This is a genomic window from Pseudotamlana haliotis (genome assembly GCF_008806375.1).
Lineage (GTDB): Bacteria > Bacteroidota > Bacteroidia > Flavobacteriales > Flavobacteriaceae > Pseudotamlana > Pseudotamlana haliotis.
In genome coordinates this window covers 1-15,227 of sequence record NZ_WAAT01000040.1, presented here as the reverse complement: position 1 = coordinate 15,227, position 15,227 = coordinate 1, and the positions used below count along the sequence as shown (strand labels likewise).

The 15,227-nt window shown below is 32.3% G+C and carries 6 protein-coding genes and 2 pseudogenes; 7 read left to right on the top strand and 1 reads right to left on the bottom strand.

Translation table 11 applies throughout. From position 1 onward, the window contains the following. The first annotated feature begins 18 nt into the window (after window positions 1-18). The 3 genes from F6U93_RS07600 (at window position 19) to F6U93_RS07590 (ending at window position 6,407) form a co-directional block, all read left to right on the top strand. Window positions 19-1,200, top strand: coding sequence for a FecR family protein (locus tag F6U93_RS07600; protein WP_150938449.1), 1,182 nt, complete (start codon window positions 19-21; stop codon window positions 1,198-1,200). Between the two features lie 164 nt (window positions 1,201-1,364). Further along, a complete protein-coding gene (locus F6U93_RS07595; protein WP_191963471.1) occupies window positions 1,365-4,970 on the top strand; it encodes a SusC/RagA family TonB-linked outer membrane protein in 3,606 nt (1,201 codons plus the stop codon). Between the two features lie 12 nt (window positions 4,971-4,982). After that, a complete protein-coding gene (locus F6U93_RS07590; protein WP_150938444.1) occupies window positions 4,983-6,407 on the top strand; it encodes a RagB/SusD family nutrient uptake outer membrane protein in 1,425 nt (474 codons plus the stop codon). A 401-nt stretch (window positions 6,408-6,808) separates the two neighbouring features. Here F6U93_RS07590 and F6U93_RS15025 read toward each other — a convergent pair. Continuing rightward, window positions 6,809-7,066: pseudogene (locus tag F6U93_RS15025) on the bottom strand (transposase); the annotation flags it as partial. Window positions 7,067-7,136: 70 nt separating this feature from the next. Between F6U93_RS15025 and F6U93_RS07585 the strand changes: the two are divergent. From F6U93_RS07585 to F6U93_RS07570, 4 genes and pseudogenes are all read left to right on the top strand, one after another. Continuing rightward, a pseudogene (locus F6U93_RS07585) lies at window positions 7,137-8,146 on the top strand (IS3 family transposase). Between the two features lie 223 nt (window positions 8,147-8,369). Beyond that, window positions 8,370-11,138, top strand: coding sequence for a M16 family metallopeptidase (locus F6U93_RS07580; RefSeq protein WP_225312610.1), 2,769 nt, complete (start codon window positions 8,370-8,372; stop codon window positions 11,136-11,138). A gap of 123 nt (window positions 11,139-11,261) precedes the next feature. Next, window positions 11,262-13,223, top strand: a complete 1,962-nt coding sequence (locus F6U93_RS07575) for a protein-disulfide reductase DsbD family protein (protein WP_150938440.1) — start codon at window positions 11,262-11,264, stop codon at window positions 13,221-13,223. A gap of 91 nt (window positions 13,224-13,314) precedes the next feature. Then, window positions 13,315-14,835 (top strand): aminotransferase class V-fold PLP-dependent enzyme, encoded by a 1,521-nt coding sequence (locus F6U93_RS07570; protein ID WP_150938438.1) that lies wholly within the window; start codon window positions 13,315-13,317, stop codon window positions 14,833-14,835. Window positions 14,836-15,227: the final 392 nt, after the last annotated feature.

The window sequence follows — 15,227 nt, the reverse complement described above, 5'->3', positions numbered from 1 at the left end:
CTAAATATAAAAGATATTATGATAAATAACGATATAGAAAATTTAATTATTAGGTACTGCTCAAATCAAATAAGCAGTGATGAATTAAATATTCTTAATAATTGGTTAAACGAAAGTGAAAACAATAAGCTTGTATTTAAACACTATGTTAGTGTGAATTATAATATTGAGCAATATCAAACAGTTAACTTAAGTAATCTTGATGTTACATGGAGTGGTATTGAATCTAAAATTAAGAAAGAAAAAAGAAAGCCAGCTTATTGGAAATATGCTGTTGCGGCTTCAATAGTGTTGTTTATATCGCTTTCCATTGCTTATGTAAAGACTCAAGTCCATGAACAGTTGCCAAATCAAATTACAACAAACCCACCTGTTATTATAGACAACACTATTGAAGCAGGAACAAATAGGGCTGTGTTAACATTAGAAGACGGTTCAAGTGTCATATTAGAAGATGGTAAGGATTTTGTGTCTAATAATTTATCTGCCAATGGAGAGCATGTATTATATAGTAATTCTAAAGTTTCTAAGGAAGAAGTTAAATATAATTTCTTGACCGTACCTAGGGGGGGGCAGTTCTTTATTAAGTTGCCTGATGGCACTAAAGCATGGCTGAATTCGGAATCTCAACTTAAATATCCAATAGCTTTTGTAGAGGGAGAACCACGTAAGGTAGAACTTGTTTATGGAGAAGCTTATTTTGAAGTGTCTTCAAGCACTGAGCATCATGGCGCTCGTTTTATTGTTGGAACTCATGCTCAAGAGGTTGAGGTTTTAGGTACTAAGTTTAATATAGAAGCTTATAAAGGCGAAACAAATATCTATACAACATTAGCAGAAGGGCGTGTATCTGTAAGTAATATGTTCGATAATACCATATTAAAAGAAGGAGAGCAGTCTAAAATAAATGTTAAAATTCAAAACAGCATAATAGAGGTAGCTAGTGTAGATGTAGAAAAGGTGATTTCTTGGAAGAACGGTATTTTTAGTTTTAGAAATGAAACCTTAGGAGAAATAGCGAAGGTATTATCTAGATGGTATGATGTTGATATCGTTTTTCTTAATCATGATTTAGAAGATATCCGTTTTAATGGGGTATCAAGAAAAAATCAAAATATTGAAGAAATTCTATTAAATATCAAGCATACTAAATTTATAAACTCATACGAAATTAATGGAAAAACAATTATTATAAAATAAAAGGGAGAGAGGTTTTAGACTTACCACAGAACAATACTTCATCTCCCTCTATAAAGTGTCAATTATTAATTCAATATTAACTAACCAATTAACAATGTAAATTTATGGAAATTAAATTAAAAAATGTTTTTTTCTTTGTCAGAAAAAAAATACTGATTACAGTTATGAAGAGTTTTATTTTTTTGTTTTGCTCTATGGTTTTTAGTTTAACACCAACAAGTGAGGTGTTTTCTCAAAATACCAAAATAAAAATCGATGCAGATAAGGTGTTAACTGTAGATCAAGTCTTTGATCTTATTATGGATCAAACCCAATATACATTTATCTATCAAGTTGATATGTTTAAAGATTTACCTAAAGTAAACCTCAAAAAAGGTAATATTTACATTAACAGCTTACTTCAAAAAACCTTGTCTAAAGGTGAGTTTCAAGTTCAACTAGTGGCAAATTCTAATAATGTTTTAATAACAGAGCGGGCTGCATTAAATAACACTCAAGGAATTTTGGTTACAGGAACAATAACCGATAAAAACGGCATGTCTATTCCTGGGCTTAGTGTTTATTTAACTAAAGATACTTCCGGTGCTGAAACAAATATTATTAGTGGTACTACTTCAGACTTCGATGGTGTTTTTAGATTAACTGCCACTCCTGGAGATATATTAGTGGTTACAGGAATTGGGTATAAAAAAGCGCAACAAAATATTTTAGCAGGTAAAACAACATATAACTTTATTTTACAAGAAGATTTAAACCAACTTGAAGAGGTTGTTGTTACTGGATATCAAAAAATATCACGAGAAAGATCTACAGGGGCTTTTAATGTTATTGGAAAAGATCAAATAAAAAATAATGTAACACAAAGCATCGGTTCTGTTCTTCAAGGTATTGCTCCAAATGTACAAATTGTTGAAGACGCAGATGGTAATATTGATATTAATAACGTTGTTGTAAGAGGGGTTGGTTCTATTAATTCTAGTACTGCTCCTCTTGTTGTTGTTGATGGCTTTCCAATTCAAGGGGGATTTGATACTATTAACCCTAATGATGTTGCCAGTGTTACAATTTTAAAAGATGCGGCAGCAGCTTCTATTTGGGGTGCTAGAGCAGGTAATGGTGTTATTGTAGTTATTACTAAAAAGGCACAGGAAGGTAGTAAGTTGAAAGTTTCATTTAGTACTTTTGTGAAATTAAGATCTAAAGTAGATTTAGATTATAATTTTACAGGAGCTAATTCAGCAACAACATTAGATTTTGAAAGTACCATTTGGACACCAGGTGGGTTTGGAGTAGTAGGTAGTATGTCAAATAACCCACCACCTCAAACCGTTTATGATAGAGGTATAGCTCAAGTCGCATATGGTCATGGTGCTCAAGCATATTATGATGCTTATCATGGTAATATTACACAAGCAGAATTAAATTCAAAAATAAATAGATTAAGAGGTACCAATACCCTGGATGATGCAAGCAAATATTTGTTAACATCGCCTATTAATCAGCAGTATAATTTAGCGATATCTACATCTACTGAAAAGAGTAATACGCGTGTTTCTGCAGTATATAACGACAATGTTAATGCTTTTATTAATGATACTAGTAATCAGCTTTTGATTAACATTAATAATCAATACAAAATAGGAGATTGGATTACTTTTAATCTAAATGGAATGGTAGATAATTCAAAATTTACGAATGCATTAGAGGGGTCAGCGCCTTATGGTTCAACCGGAGCTCGTAGAGTTGGGTTACAAACACTTGGAAACATGGCGCCATATGAAAGTTTAATTGATGCTAATGGTGCTTATTCATCTGTCGCTAGTATTTCTTATAATTCAAAATATCTTGATGTTATGGGGAATACCCTAACAAACTTACCTTATGATGAGATTACTTACAACCCATTAAGGGATGCTAGAGAAAATTTACAAGAATTTAAAAACACCAATTACAGAATTAGTACTGGTTTAGAAATTGACATTGTTGATGGTTTACAATTTAAACCAAGTTTTCAATATGAAAACTTTAAAACAACAGCTAATACTACTTATGGTGCCAATAGTTTCTTTTCTAAAATGGAAGTCATTAATAGTTCATCTATAGAGGATTATGATCCTGCAAATGCTGCAATAGGTAGAACTCGTATTAATCCAGGTGCTATTCTTGATTATGATTCTAAAGAAACTATTTCAACAACTTTTAGAAGTTTATTGACATATGATAAAATATTTGGAAAACATGCTGTTAGCGCTTTAGCTGGTTTTGAAAGAATTTCAAGCACTACTAAAGGTGCTACAAGAGCTAGAACTTATGGTTTTAATAAAGATAATAATACTTTTGATTTGCCAGAAAACACACCATGGTCGCCAGTATGGGACTATGATACTAAATATATAGGAAGAGAAAGAGCATATGGTCAATATGATAGTCGTTTTTTATCCTATTTTGGTAACTTATCATATACCTATGACCGTAAGTATACAGTTTCAGGAAGCGCACGTTCTGATGGCGCAAACTTTATTGTAGAAGATAAAAGTCAACGTTATAATCCTATGTGGTCTTTAGGCTTTTCATGGAATGCAAAGAATGAAAGTTTTTTAGAAGATGTAGATGCTATAAATAAATTATCTTTTAGAGTAACTAATGGTGAAAATGGAAATTTGGTTGGTAGTGAAGCAACAAAGCCAACTATAACTATATATTCTACACCTAATGCTAATACCGGATTATTTAGTGGTTACCTTGATGGTTTAGGAAATCCAGATTTACGCTGGGAACGCATCAATACTCTAAACTTTGGAACAGATTTTAATTTATTTGATAGTAAATTGTATGGATCTATTGATGTGTATAATAAGCATAGTAAACTTCTAATAGCATCAGTAGATGTTCCTTCTACAACAGGACAATCATCGGCTAGATATAATGTTGGTGAAATGGTTAATAAAGGTGTAGAATTCAATTTGTTTTCTGATATTAAATTTTCAGATAACGCTTTCTTAACAACCAATTTAGTTTATGGTCATAATAATAGTGAAACAACATCCTTAGCAGACCTTTTTATTCATCCAAGATCATTAGTTAGCTTTCCATATATTGAAGGGAAACCATATCAACCTATTTATGCTTTTGAATATGGAGGCATGCAAACTATACCATCTCAGCCAGTACCATACCCAACTATTAACGGGCAAAATGGAGTGACTTATGGTATGGATGAAAATATAGGAATTAACGGAGAAGATGGAAGAGAAGTTCTTAAATATATGGGTACTAAAGTAGCTCCTACAGTTGTAGGGTGGAATAACACATTTAGGTTTAAACAATTTACATTAAGTACACGTATGCTAGGTAAGTTTGGGCATAAATTTGTGAGAACAACTTTTGAGTATCCATCATTTAGAACAGGTGGGCTTTATCACGAAGATTTAGAAGGACTAATGGCAGGGAATCATGATGCTATGGGATTACCTCAATTAACTACTCAATATGAATTTTATAATTACCGTTGGGGATGGTATGTGCCTCAGCTAGATTCATTAGTAGAAGATGCTGCTCATATACGTTTACAACAAATCTATTTGTCATATGATATGTCTAGAGATGTACTTTCTAAAATAGGGATTTCTAATTTACGTTTATTTGCTCAGGCAGAAAATTTAGGAAATATCTGGGTTGCTAATGATTTTAAAATTGACCCTGAATATAATAGAGGAGTGGCTAGAGCTCCTGAAAAAACTTTTTCTGTAGGTATTAATGTTGAATTTTAAAAAAATAATAAAATGAGAAATATATATATAGCTTTATTAAGCATTTTAACATTTGGGTGTTCTGAGGATTTTTTAGATAAGAGCCCGAGCGTTAGTAATTCAGTAGAAATAACATCAGTTGACGATATTGATAAATTATTTAATGGTATTAATATACCTTTTACAGACGATCAAGTAAATATCTGGTGTACCGATAATGCATATGTCCCTCAAGCTGTTTTAGATGAGTCATTTACAATTACTGATGAACAATTGGCACATTATACTTTTGAAACAGATGTTGATAGAACTAGAGATGGTCAATGGAGTGGTTATTATCGCTATTTGCTTTTACCAAACTTAGCCTTAGATCAAATAGCTGGTGGTGAATTAATTTCAGAAGATCCTGTTTTATTGGCTGAGACTATTGCTGAAGCTCATTTTAGAAGAGCATTTCATTTGTTTCAAGCAGCAGTAGTGTATTCACTTTATCCAAATGATTCAAACCTTAATGAAATGGGTGTTGTGTTAAAACAAACGTCATCTATTACAGAAAGTTTAGCAAGAGCAACAGTAAAAGAAACATTTGATTTTATTAAAGCTGATATTGAAGAAGCTTTAAAGCATCCAATTGCTTTAAAGCAATCACCTTTTCGAACCGATAAGCCTAGTGTTCATGCGTTAGCAGCAAGAGTATATTTGTATTTGGGAGAATATGAAAAAGCTAAAACACATGCAGATGCGGCGTTAAATGGGTACAATGCTATGGTAGATTACGCTACAAGTATTTATGAATTACCTTACTCTTTATGGTACGGACCATTTACATATCCAAATTCAGTCGAGTTAAGAACTTGGGATATTTCTATTCCTGAGCTTTATACTGATGAGTATTTCTATGTAGAATCTTCAAATGGTAACTGGAATACTAGTCCAAGTCAAGAGTTATTGGATTTATATGATCCAAATGATATAAGAAACATGTTTTTTATTGATGGTTGGTTTTCACGTTCTGGTGTAACTACAAATACTTGGACAAGTTATATGGATTTAGGACCTGGTACTTCACTTGCTGGACCAGGAGTTGCTGAAATGTATTTAACAAGAGCAGAGTGCAAGGCTCGTGATAATGATATCACTGGGGCTATGGCAGATGTTGAAATGGTAAGAGTAAACCGCTTTAAACCTGCTGATTATGTAGCTCTACCTATACCTTCAACGGTGAAAGAAACTGTTGAAGAAATAATTGATGAACGTAGAAGAGAAGACCCTTTTGAATATCGCTTTATGGATATTAAAAGATTGAATAATGATGATCTTACTGATTCTATTATTCTTACTAGAGTTGTTAATGGTGAAACAGTTACTATTCAGCCAGATGATAGAAGGTATGCTAGGCCAATAGGTAATGAAATTATACTTTTAAGTAAAGGAGAAACGGTACAAAATAAATATTAATTTTTTTATACCTACTTATAGAAAGTACTTCTAAGAATTAAATATTCTTAGAAGTACTTTTTTTAATATTTAAAAGGTTTATATAACCAACAAAGTCAAATAGACTATATTAAAACTTGCACGTTTTTTAATGTTGTAGATTTTTAAAAAACCAATTATTAGTCTAAAAAGATTAAGTAAATGGTTTTTAGATATTTTGTTTATAAGGTGTTTAACCTTTTATATGAGATTGCTAAAATAAAAGAGATGTTCAAGAGCTAAGAGCTTATTTTTATAAGATTTTAAATGAATATATTTAGTTCAATTCTTTCCTATTAGAATTGCTATAGCTAATTCTCTTCTAAAAACTAATGCTTTGTGTTACTCTATTTAGGGACAACACAAATTCTAAATTACCATGTTCAAGTTATAAGTGCAACAGGCCAAGTAGATTTTAATTTTTCTATAGGGCTAATGTAGCCAAACTTTCTAACTCTTCTATTATTGATTAATTTTTCTATTTCTTGAATCCGTTCTGAACTCACTAGGTTCAGGTCTGTTCTTTTGGGTAAAAATCTTCTTATCAATCCTATCCGGTTCTCATCAGTACCCTTATCTTGCGACGTATATGGTCTTGTGAAATACGTTTTGACACCGTGCTGATCTGCTATTTGTTTATGCCGAGTGCAAGCTTCCCTTAAAACCGAACTGTTTAAAAGTATAATAATAATTTTTAACTTTAACAGTATTATGAGAAAAAGTAAATTTTCCCCGCAACAGATTGCAAAGATTTTAAAGGAGTTTGATAACGGAAAGAGTGTCGTCCAAATAAGTCGTGAGCACGTAGTAAGCTCAGCTGCTTTTTATAAGTGGCGTTCAAAATACGCTGGAATGAACTCAAAAGAGTTAGAAAGGTTAAAAGAGCTTGAAGAAGAAAACCGTAAGCTTAAACAGATGTATGCTACATTAGCTCTTGACCACCAAATGGCCAAAAAGATCATTGAAAAAAAGCTTTAAAGCCCTTCAGTAAACGCAGCATCACTAAGGAACTTATTCATTACGGTATTAGTAGGGCGTGCCGTGTTCTAGGAATGAGTAAGAGTGTTTATTATTATACATGCAAAGCCAAGGATGACGGCGACATAGAAGAAGCTTTACAACAAAAAGCTCAAGAACGCCCTGAATAGGGTTTTTGTAAGGCTTATGATCGCTTACGAGAAGAAGGCAACCTGTGGAATCACAAACGCGTACATCGGGTGTATGTCTGGTTAGGACTTCCCTTGAGAAGGAAAGTAAAGAAGCGTTTACCTGCACGAGTTATAGAGCTTTTAGAAGAACCAAAAGAACTCAACTACACTTGGAGTATGGATTTTGTAACTGATGTATTAGAAAACAAAAGACGTTTTCGAGCCTTTAATATCATTGATGATTTTAACCGAGAAGTTCTTCATATAGAAATAGATTTTTCATTGACCAGTAACCGCATAGTTTGGGTGCTTAACCACCTAATTAACAAAAAGGGCAAGCCTGAAAAGTACGAATGGATAACGGTCCTGAATTTATCCCTAATATCACCAAAGAATGGAGTCAAATGCATGGAATAGACTTTAAATATATTCAACCAGGAAAACCAACTCAAAATGCTTTTATAGAACGCTTCAATGGAAGTTATAGACGTGGAGTCCTAAACAAATACATATTCGAAGGCTAACCCTAAGAGAATTAAAAACAGTAATTTTAAACCAGTTTTGGAAAATTAAGCAGTTCTATATATGGGGAAGCCTACAGTCATCTATTTAAAAATATGGCGACCTTTTTCCAATGAAATAAAGTATTCAAAATCTGATTTATAATAATTTTAACATTTCTAAAATAGGGGTTGATATTAATTATTTCGTCTTAAGTAAAAAACACTAAGACTTTACTATGTATAGAACTGTAAAAATGTTATTTAAAAATATTTTACTTATAACTGTTATTCTAATGAGCTCAAAAGGAGTTTCACAAGAATTAAATTTAAATGCTCCTATTCCTGCAAGTACTAAGGTTAAAAAAGGAGTTTTACCTAATGGCCTAACATATTATATTTATAATACAGATGTTACTAAAAATGCCGCAAGCTATTACATTATCCAAAATGTTGGTTCTATTCTTGAGAACGATGACCAACAAGGTTTAGCACATTTTCTTGAGCACATGGCCTTTAATGGCACTGAAAACTTTGAGGGTAAAGGCGTATTAAACACGTTGCAAAAACACGGTGCTGTATTTGGTAAAGATATTAATGCATATACGTCTTTTGATGAGACCGTATACAATATGAACAATATTCCTACTACACCAGAGTTGATTGACACTTGTTTATTAGTTTTGCACGATTGGTCTAATTATTTATTACTTACTGATGAAGAAATTGATGCGGAACGTGGTGTTATAAAAGAAGAGTGGAGAAGCAGGCGCACGGGGCCAATGCGAATTTTAGAACAATCTTTAAACACACGCTTTAACCATTCAAAATATGTTAACCGTTTACCTATTGGCTTAATGGATATCGTTGAAAACTTTGAGTATAAGGCCTTACGTGATTTTTACCATGATTGGTACCGAACAGATTTACAGGCTATAGCTGTTATTGGGGATGTAGATGTTGCTCAAATAGAAGCAAAAATTAAAGAAAAATTCTCTGCTATACCTAAAGTTGATAACCCTAAGGAAAGATTTATAGTAGATATTCCTGATAATGAAGAAATGCTATTTAGCTTGGCGATGGATGAAGAAGTTACAACATCAGGAATCAATTTTTCTATTAGACATCCTAAAAAAATAACAGATAGAAATGTCTCAGATTTAAAAACATCAATAATCAGTAGTATGATAACCGGAATGTTATCTTCAAGAATGAATGAAATTCTTCAAAACCCTGAGACGCCTTTACTAGGAGCTTCTGTAAGCTACGGTAAAAATTCTAGGTCATCAAATGTGTTTTCTCTTTGGGTTTCTCCAAAACCAAATAAGCAGTATGAAGCTTTTAAAATAGGGGTTAAGGAACTTAATAGAGCGGTAAAGCATGGGTTTACGCAAGCAGAAATTGATAGAACAATTTCTAATTACACTAACTATTATGAGAATGAGATCACGGGGCAAGATGATAAATCACATGGTAGTATTGCTGAGGGTATTAAAGGCAATTATTTAGAAAACATAACAATCCCAGATTTAGAAGAGCGTTTTCAAATTATTAAATCCATATTTGAACAATTAACAGCAGAGGAGGTTCATGATAGACTTAAAGAATTATATTCAGATAAAAACAGATATATAATTGTTACCGGTGTAAAAGGTAACCAAAATCTATCAGAGGAAGATGCTGCGAGTATGATTGAAAGCATTGAAAATGATAATAGCATTAAACCTTATGTTGATGAATTTGCCGGAAAAACATTAATGTCTGGTATAGCAATTAAGCCAGGTAACATAGTTAAAGAGACTGAAACAAATGAGATTGGGGCTACAACTTTTGTATTAAGCAATGGAGCAAAAGTGCACTTCAAATTTTCTAAAAAAAATAAAAATGATGTAAGTCTAAAAGCACTGAGCTATGGTGGAGTTTCTTTGTTAAATGAAGATGAGATTCCTTCAGTTAGAATTTTATCTGATCTTGTTGGTAAATCAGGTCTTGGAGATTACTCTGCTGTAGAATTGAATAAAATCTTAGCAGGAAAAACGGCCTTCACATCAGTTTCAGTAGGGCAGCTTAGTGAGTCTATTTCAGGTTCTTCAGTAACTAAAGATGTTGAAACCTTATTACAAATGACATTTTTACGATTTGTAAAACCTCGTTTTGATGAAGAAGCATATAAAGTACAACGCGGTAATATTAATAATTACCTTCTAAAAAGAAGTAAGGATGTTGATGAGAAAATGAATGACAGCCTTACTGTTGCTTTATATGGTAAAGCAGATCCTAATCATAGATTATTCAATTCAGATTTGGTTAAAGAGTTTTCTTTTGAAAAAGTAAAAGAAATTTATTCAGATCGTTTTAATGATCCAGCAGATTTTGAGTTTTTTATTGTAGGAGATGTTAAGGAAGCGCAACTAAAACCATTATTAGAAAAATATATTGCAAGTATTCCATCACAGAATACTCAAGAAAACTGGAAGGATAAATCATCTTCTTGGGTTAATAAAGAGATTGATAAAAAGTTTAATCTTAAAATGGAAGTTCCCAAAGGTAAGGTGTTTATAGGTTATAAATCTGATTTTGAATTTAGTTTAAAAAATGAAATTCTAGCTAAAGCCATAGGTGATGTTTTACAGCTTAGGTTTACCCAGACCTTAAGAGAAGAAGAAGGAGGGACCTATGGAGCGAGTACAAGATCGAATCTTTATAAAAGACCAAAAAGTGAAGCAGAACTCATGGTAACTTTTAATTGTAACCCTGATAAAGTTGAGACATTAGTAGAAATTGTACATCGTGAGATTCATAAATTAGCGCAAGGAGATGTTTTGCCCGTAGATCTAGAAAAGACCATGAATAATTATCTAAAAGAGCGTGAGCAGGAAAAGGGATATAATAGGTATGAAATGGATCTGTTAATCGATTTTTTTAGAGAAGGATACAATAGAAATGATCCTAATAATTTTGAAAATATAGTTAAGAATATTACTGTAAATGATATTCAAGAGTTTGTTAAAAAGTTACTAGACAATTCAAGTTCATTTGAAATAATATTTAAACCGTTAAAATAATAATTAAGCATCTTTCTAATGTCTTTGTTTTTAACTATTTGAGTTAGTCAGTCAATTATAAAGTTTAGCAAGATGAAAAAGAAGGGCTGTGATCAGCAGTCCTTTTTTAACACATATTTTTTTATGAAAAACCTTTTATTATTATTTGTTTTAGCCTTTAGTCTTAATACATATTCTCAAATATTTGAGCCTGTAAAATGGACTACAAGCGTTGAGAAAGTTTCAGAAACAGAATACAAGTTAATCAGTAAAGCCAGAATAGATAACGGTTGGCATTTATATTCACAAGATGTTCCAGAAGATGGACCAATCCCAACAACATTTTCTTATGATGATTCAGAGGGTGGTTTTTCTTTAAAAGGCAATACCCAAGAAGAAGCAGGACATATTATTGATGACCCTGTGTTTAAAATCAAAATTAAGTTTTTTGAAAACGCTGCAACTTTCGAGCAAATTGTAGAAGTCAAAGAAGGAATAAATAGTATTAAAGGATTTGTAGAGTTCATGGTATGTGATGATACCAGGTGTTTACCTCCCACAGAAGTGGATTTAATGTTTAAGATTTCTGATGATAAAGCAGCGGCAAAAGCAACATTTTCAGAGGTAGAGGATGATGTTCTAACATCAAACAAAAAAGAATCACAAACAGGGCTTTGGGGAATATTCTTTATCGCCTTTTTATCAGGCTTTGCGGCCTTATTAACACCATGTGTTTTTCCAATGATCCCTATGACGGTAAGCTTTTTTACTAAACAAAGTAAAAATAAGGCAGCCGGTATAAGAAATGCTATTATCTATGGTATTTCTATCATTGTGATTTATGTGTTATTAGGTACTTTAGTGAGTTTGATATTTGGAGCAGATGCCCTTAATGCGCTTTCTACAAATGTTTGGTTCAATATTGCATTTTTCCTATTGTTATTAGTATTTGCTGCATCTTTTTTAGGTGCATTTGAAATCATGTTACCTAATTCGTGGGCAAATAAAGTAGATAAGCAAGCCGATAGAGGTGGATTGATTGGTATCTTTTTTATGGCTTTAGCATTAGCTATTGTTTCTTTTTCTTGTACAGGTCCAATAGTAGGAACATTATTAGTAGAAGCCGCAGCAGGAGGCAGTCAAATTGGTCCTATAGTTGGTATGCTAGGGTTTTCATTAGCCATAGCCTTACCATTTGCATTATTTGCGGCTTTCCCAGGATGGTTAAATTCATTACCTAAATCTGGAGGTTGGTTGAACACGGTAAAAGTGGTTTTAGGATTCTTAGAACTAGCATTAGCCTTTAAGTTTTTATCGAATGCCGATTTAGTATTACAATTGCACTGGTTAGAGCGTGAAGTATTTATCGCTATTTGGATAGCTATATTTGGAGCTTTGGCCTTTTATCTTTTCGGAAAAATACAGTTACCACATGATTCGCCTGTAACCTATATTTCTGTTGGGCGATTAAGTTTAGGATTACTGGTATTATCATTTACTATTTACCTGATTCCAGGTTTATGGGGTGCACCGCTGAATTTAATTAGTGCGTTCCCTCCACCTCAGCATTATAGTGAATCGCCTTATGGCGTTGGTTATACGGAATTAAGTTCTAGTATGGTGCCTGGAGGGCATCATGATGATGTGCCAGAAGGTGCGCATTTAATGCCGCCACATAATATCTTAGCTTTTAATGATTATGATAAAGGTTTAGCGTATGCTAAAAAAGTAGGTAAACCTGTTATGATTGATTTTACAGGGCATGCTTGTGTTAATTGTAGAAAAATGGAACAAAATGTTTGGGTTAAACCAAAAGTTTTAGACATAATTAAAAATGATGTTATATTAATTTCACTTTATGTAGATGATAAACGCAAACTTAAAGCTGATGAAGTTATAGATTCAAAATTAAAGCCAGGAAAAAAGCTTAAATATATAGGTCAGAAATGGAGTGAGTTACAAACTATTAAATACAAAACCAACTCACAACCATTTTATGTATTAATGAATCATGATGAAGAAAACTTAATAACCCCAGTAGCTTATACCCCAAATGTAGATGAGTACTACAATTGGTTAAAAGAGGGTATTTCAAAATTTAATTAAGAATTGAGTTAGTTTTTTGTTTTAGTGAGAAGAGTCACTTTGAGTTTTTTTGAATAAACCAAAGTGATTCTTTGTTAAACGTTTAATTATTATGAATATAACAGCCAATAAGATTAAAAGCATTTTCAGTACTAAAAGAAAAGGATCAAACCTTGAAGCTTATTTTAAGCCTTTTAGGGACGAAATTGTTGGAATAAATCAAGAGTTTGAATCTCCTTACGGAAAAAAGAAAATCATTTATGCCGATTGGACAGCAAGCGGAAGATTATACAAATCTATTGAAGAAAAGCTGCTAAATGATATGGGACCTTACGTAGCCAACACTCATACCGAGACCTCAATTACAGGTTCAGTAATGACGTTGGCTTACCACAATGCAAGAAACATTATAAAAAAACATGTAAATGCTTCCAATGATGATATTTTAATTACTGTAGGAACTGGAATGACAGGTGCTATCAATAAGTTTCAACGTATTCTGGGTCTTAAAGTTAATGAAAACTTAAAAGACCATACAGATGTTCCAGAAGAAAAAAGACCTATCATTTTTGTGTCCCATATGGAGCATCATTCTAACCAGACGTCATGGCTTGAAACCATTGCAAGAGTTGCAGTTATTCCATCGAACGATAAAGGCCTACCTAGTACTGAAAAGTTAAAAGATTTAATTGAGAAATATAAAAACGTACCTATAAAAATAGCAGCAATTACAGGCTGCTCTAATGTAACAGGTATTAGAACAAATTATCATGAGGTAGCAAAAATTATGCATCAAAACAATGGTTTATGTTTTGTTGATTTTGCATGTTCTGCTCCCTATGTCGATATTGATATGCATCCAAAAGATGAAGATCAATATTTAGATGCTATAACCTTTTCCCCGCATAAATTTTTAGGAGGTCCAGGATCTTCGGGAGTTTTAATTTTTAACAAAAAACTTTATAAAAACCTGGTGCCAGATAACCCTGGAGGCGGTACGGTAAACTATACCAATCCATGGGGTGACCATGATTACATTGATGATATTGAAACTAGAGAAGATGGTGGCACACCTGGGTTTTTACAAGCTATAAAAGTAGCCCTGTCCATTCAGTTGAAAGAAAAAATGGGTGTTAAAAATATTTTAGATAGAGAGCACGAACTGAATGCGATCATTTTTAAACGCCTAAAAAAAATAAAGAACCTCAAAATCCTTGCAGAAAACCATACAGCAAGATTAGGCGTTTTTTCATTTTATATTGAAGATGCACACTATAATTTAATTGTAAAACTTTTAAACGATCGATTTGGAGTACAAACCAGAGGTGGCTGCTCATGTGCTGGTACTTATGGGCATTATTTATTAAACGTAGATGAAGCCACTTCAAAATCAATTGAAGTAAAGATATTAGAAGGGTGTTTAATAGAACGCCCCGGATGGATACGTATGTCTGTTCACCCAACCATGACCAATGAAGAGGTTTCGTTTATTTGTGATGCTATTAAATCTGTTTCTCGTAATTATAAAGATTGGGGAAAAGACTATGAGTATAACGCTGCTAAAAATGAATTCATTCACAAAGGAAATCATAATATAGAAGGAGAAATAATTAACAATTGGTTTCAGATTTAGCTTAGATTTTATTTTAAAAAAACATCTTGTTTGTTAGAATTTCTTATTCAGAGTATGATTAAAAAAAGAATAGTATTGTATAAAATTTTGACTGATATTATTTTAAATAATGACGTCATAATTGATTTATTTCATAAATATCACGTTCAAATAATAGAGATATAAAAGTAGTATACAGGATTACTATACACAGGTAGTGATGAAGAAATTAAACAATTAAATGACGTTATATTTCCCTTGGGAAATATAACGTTTTCGAAATTAAGTATAGATTTGATGAAGAATTTAAATTCTTCATCAAATCTGGGTATATATTCTTTAGGGGATTTATTTCCTAGAGATTTATGTGGATGATTAAAATTATAGTCTTCTCTCCAGTTGTCGCTTATTTT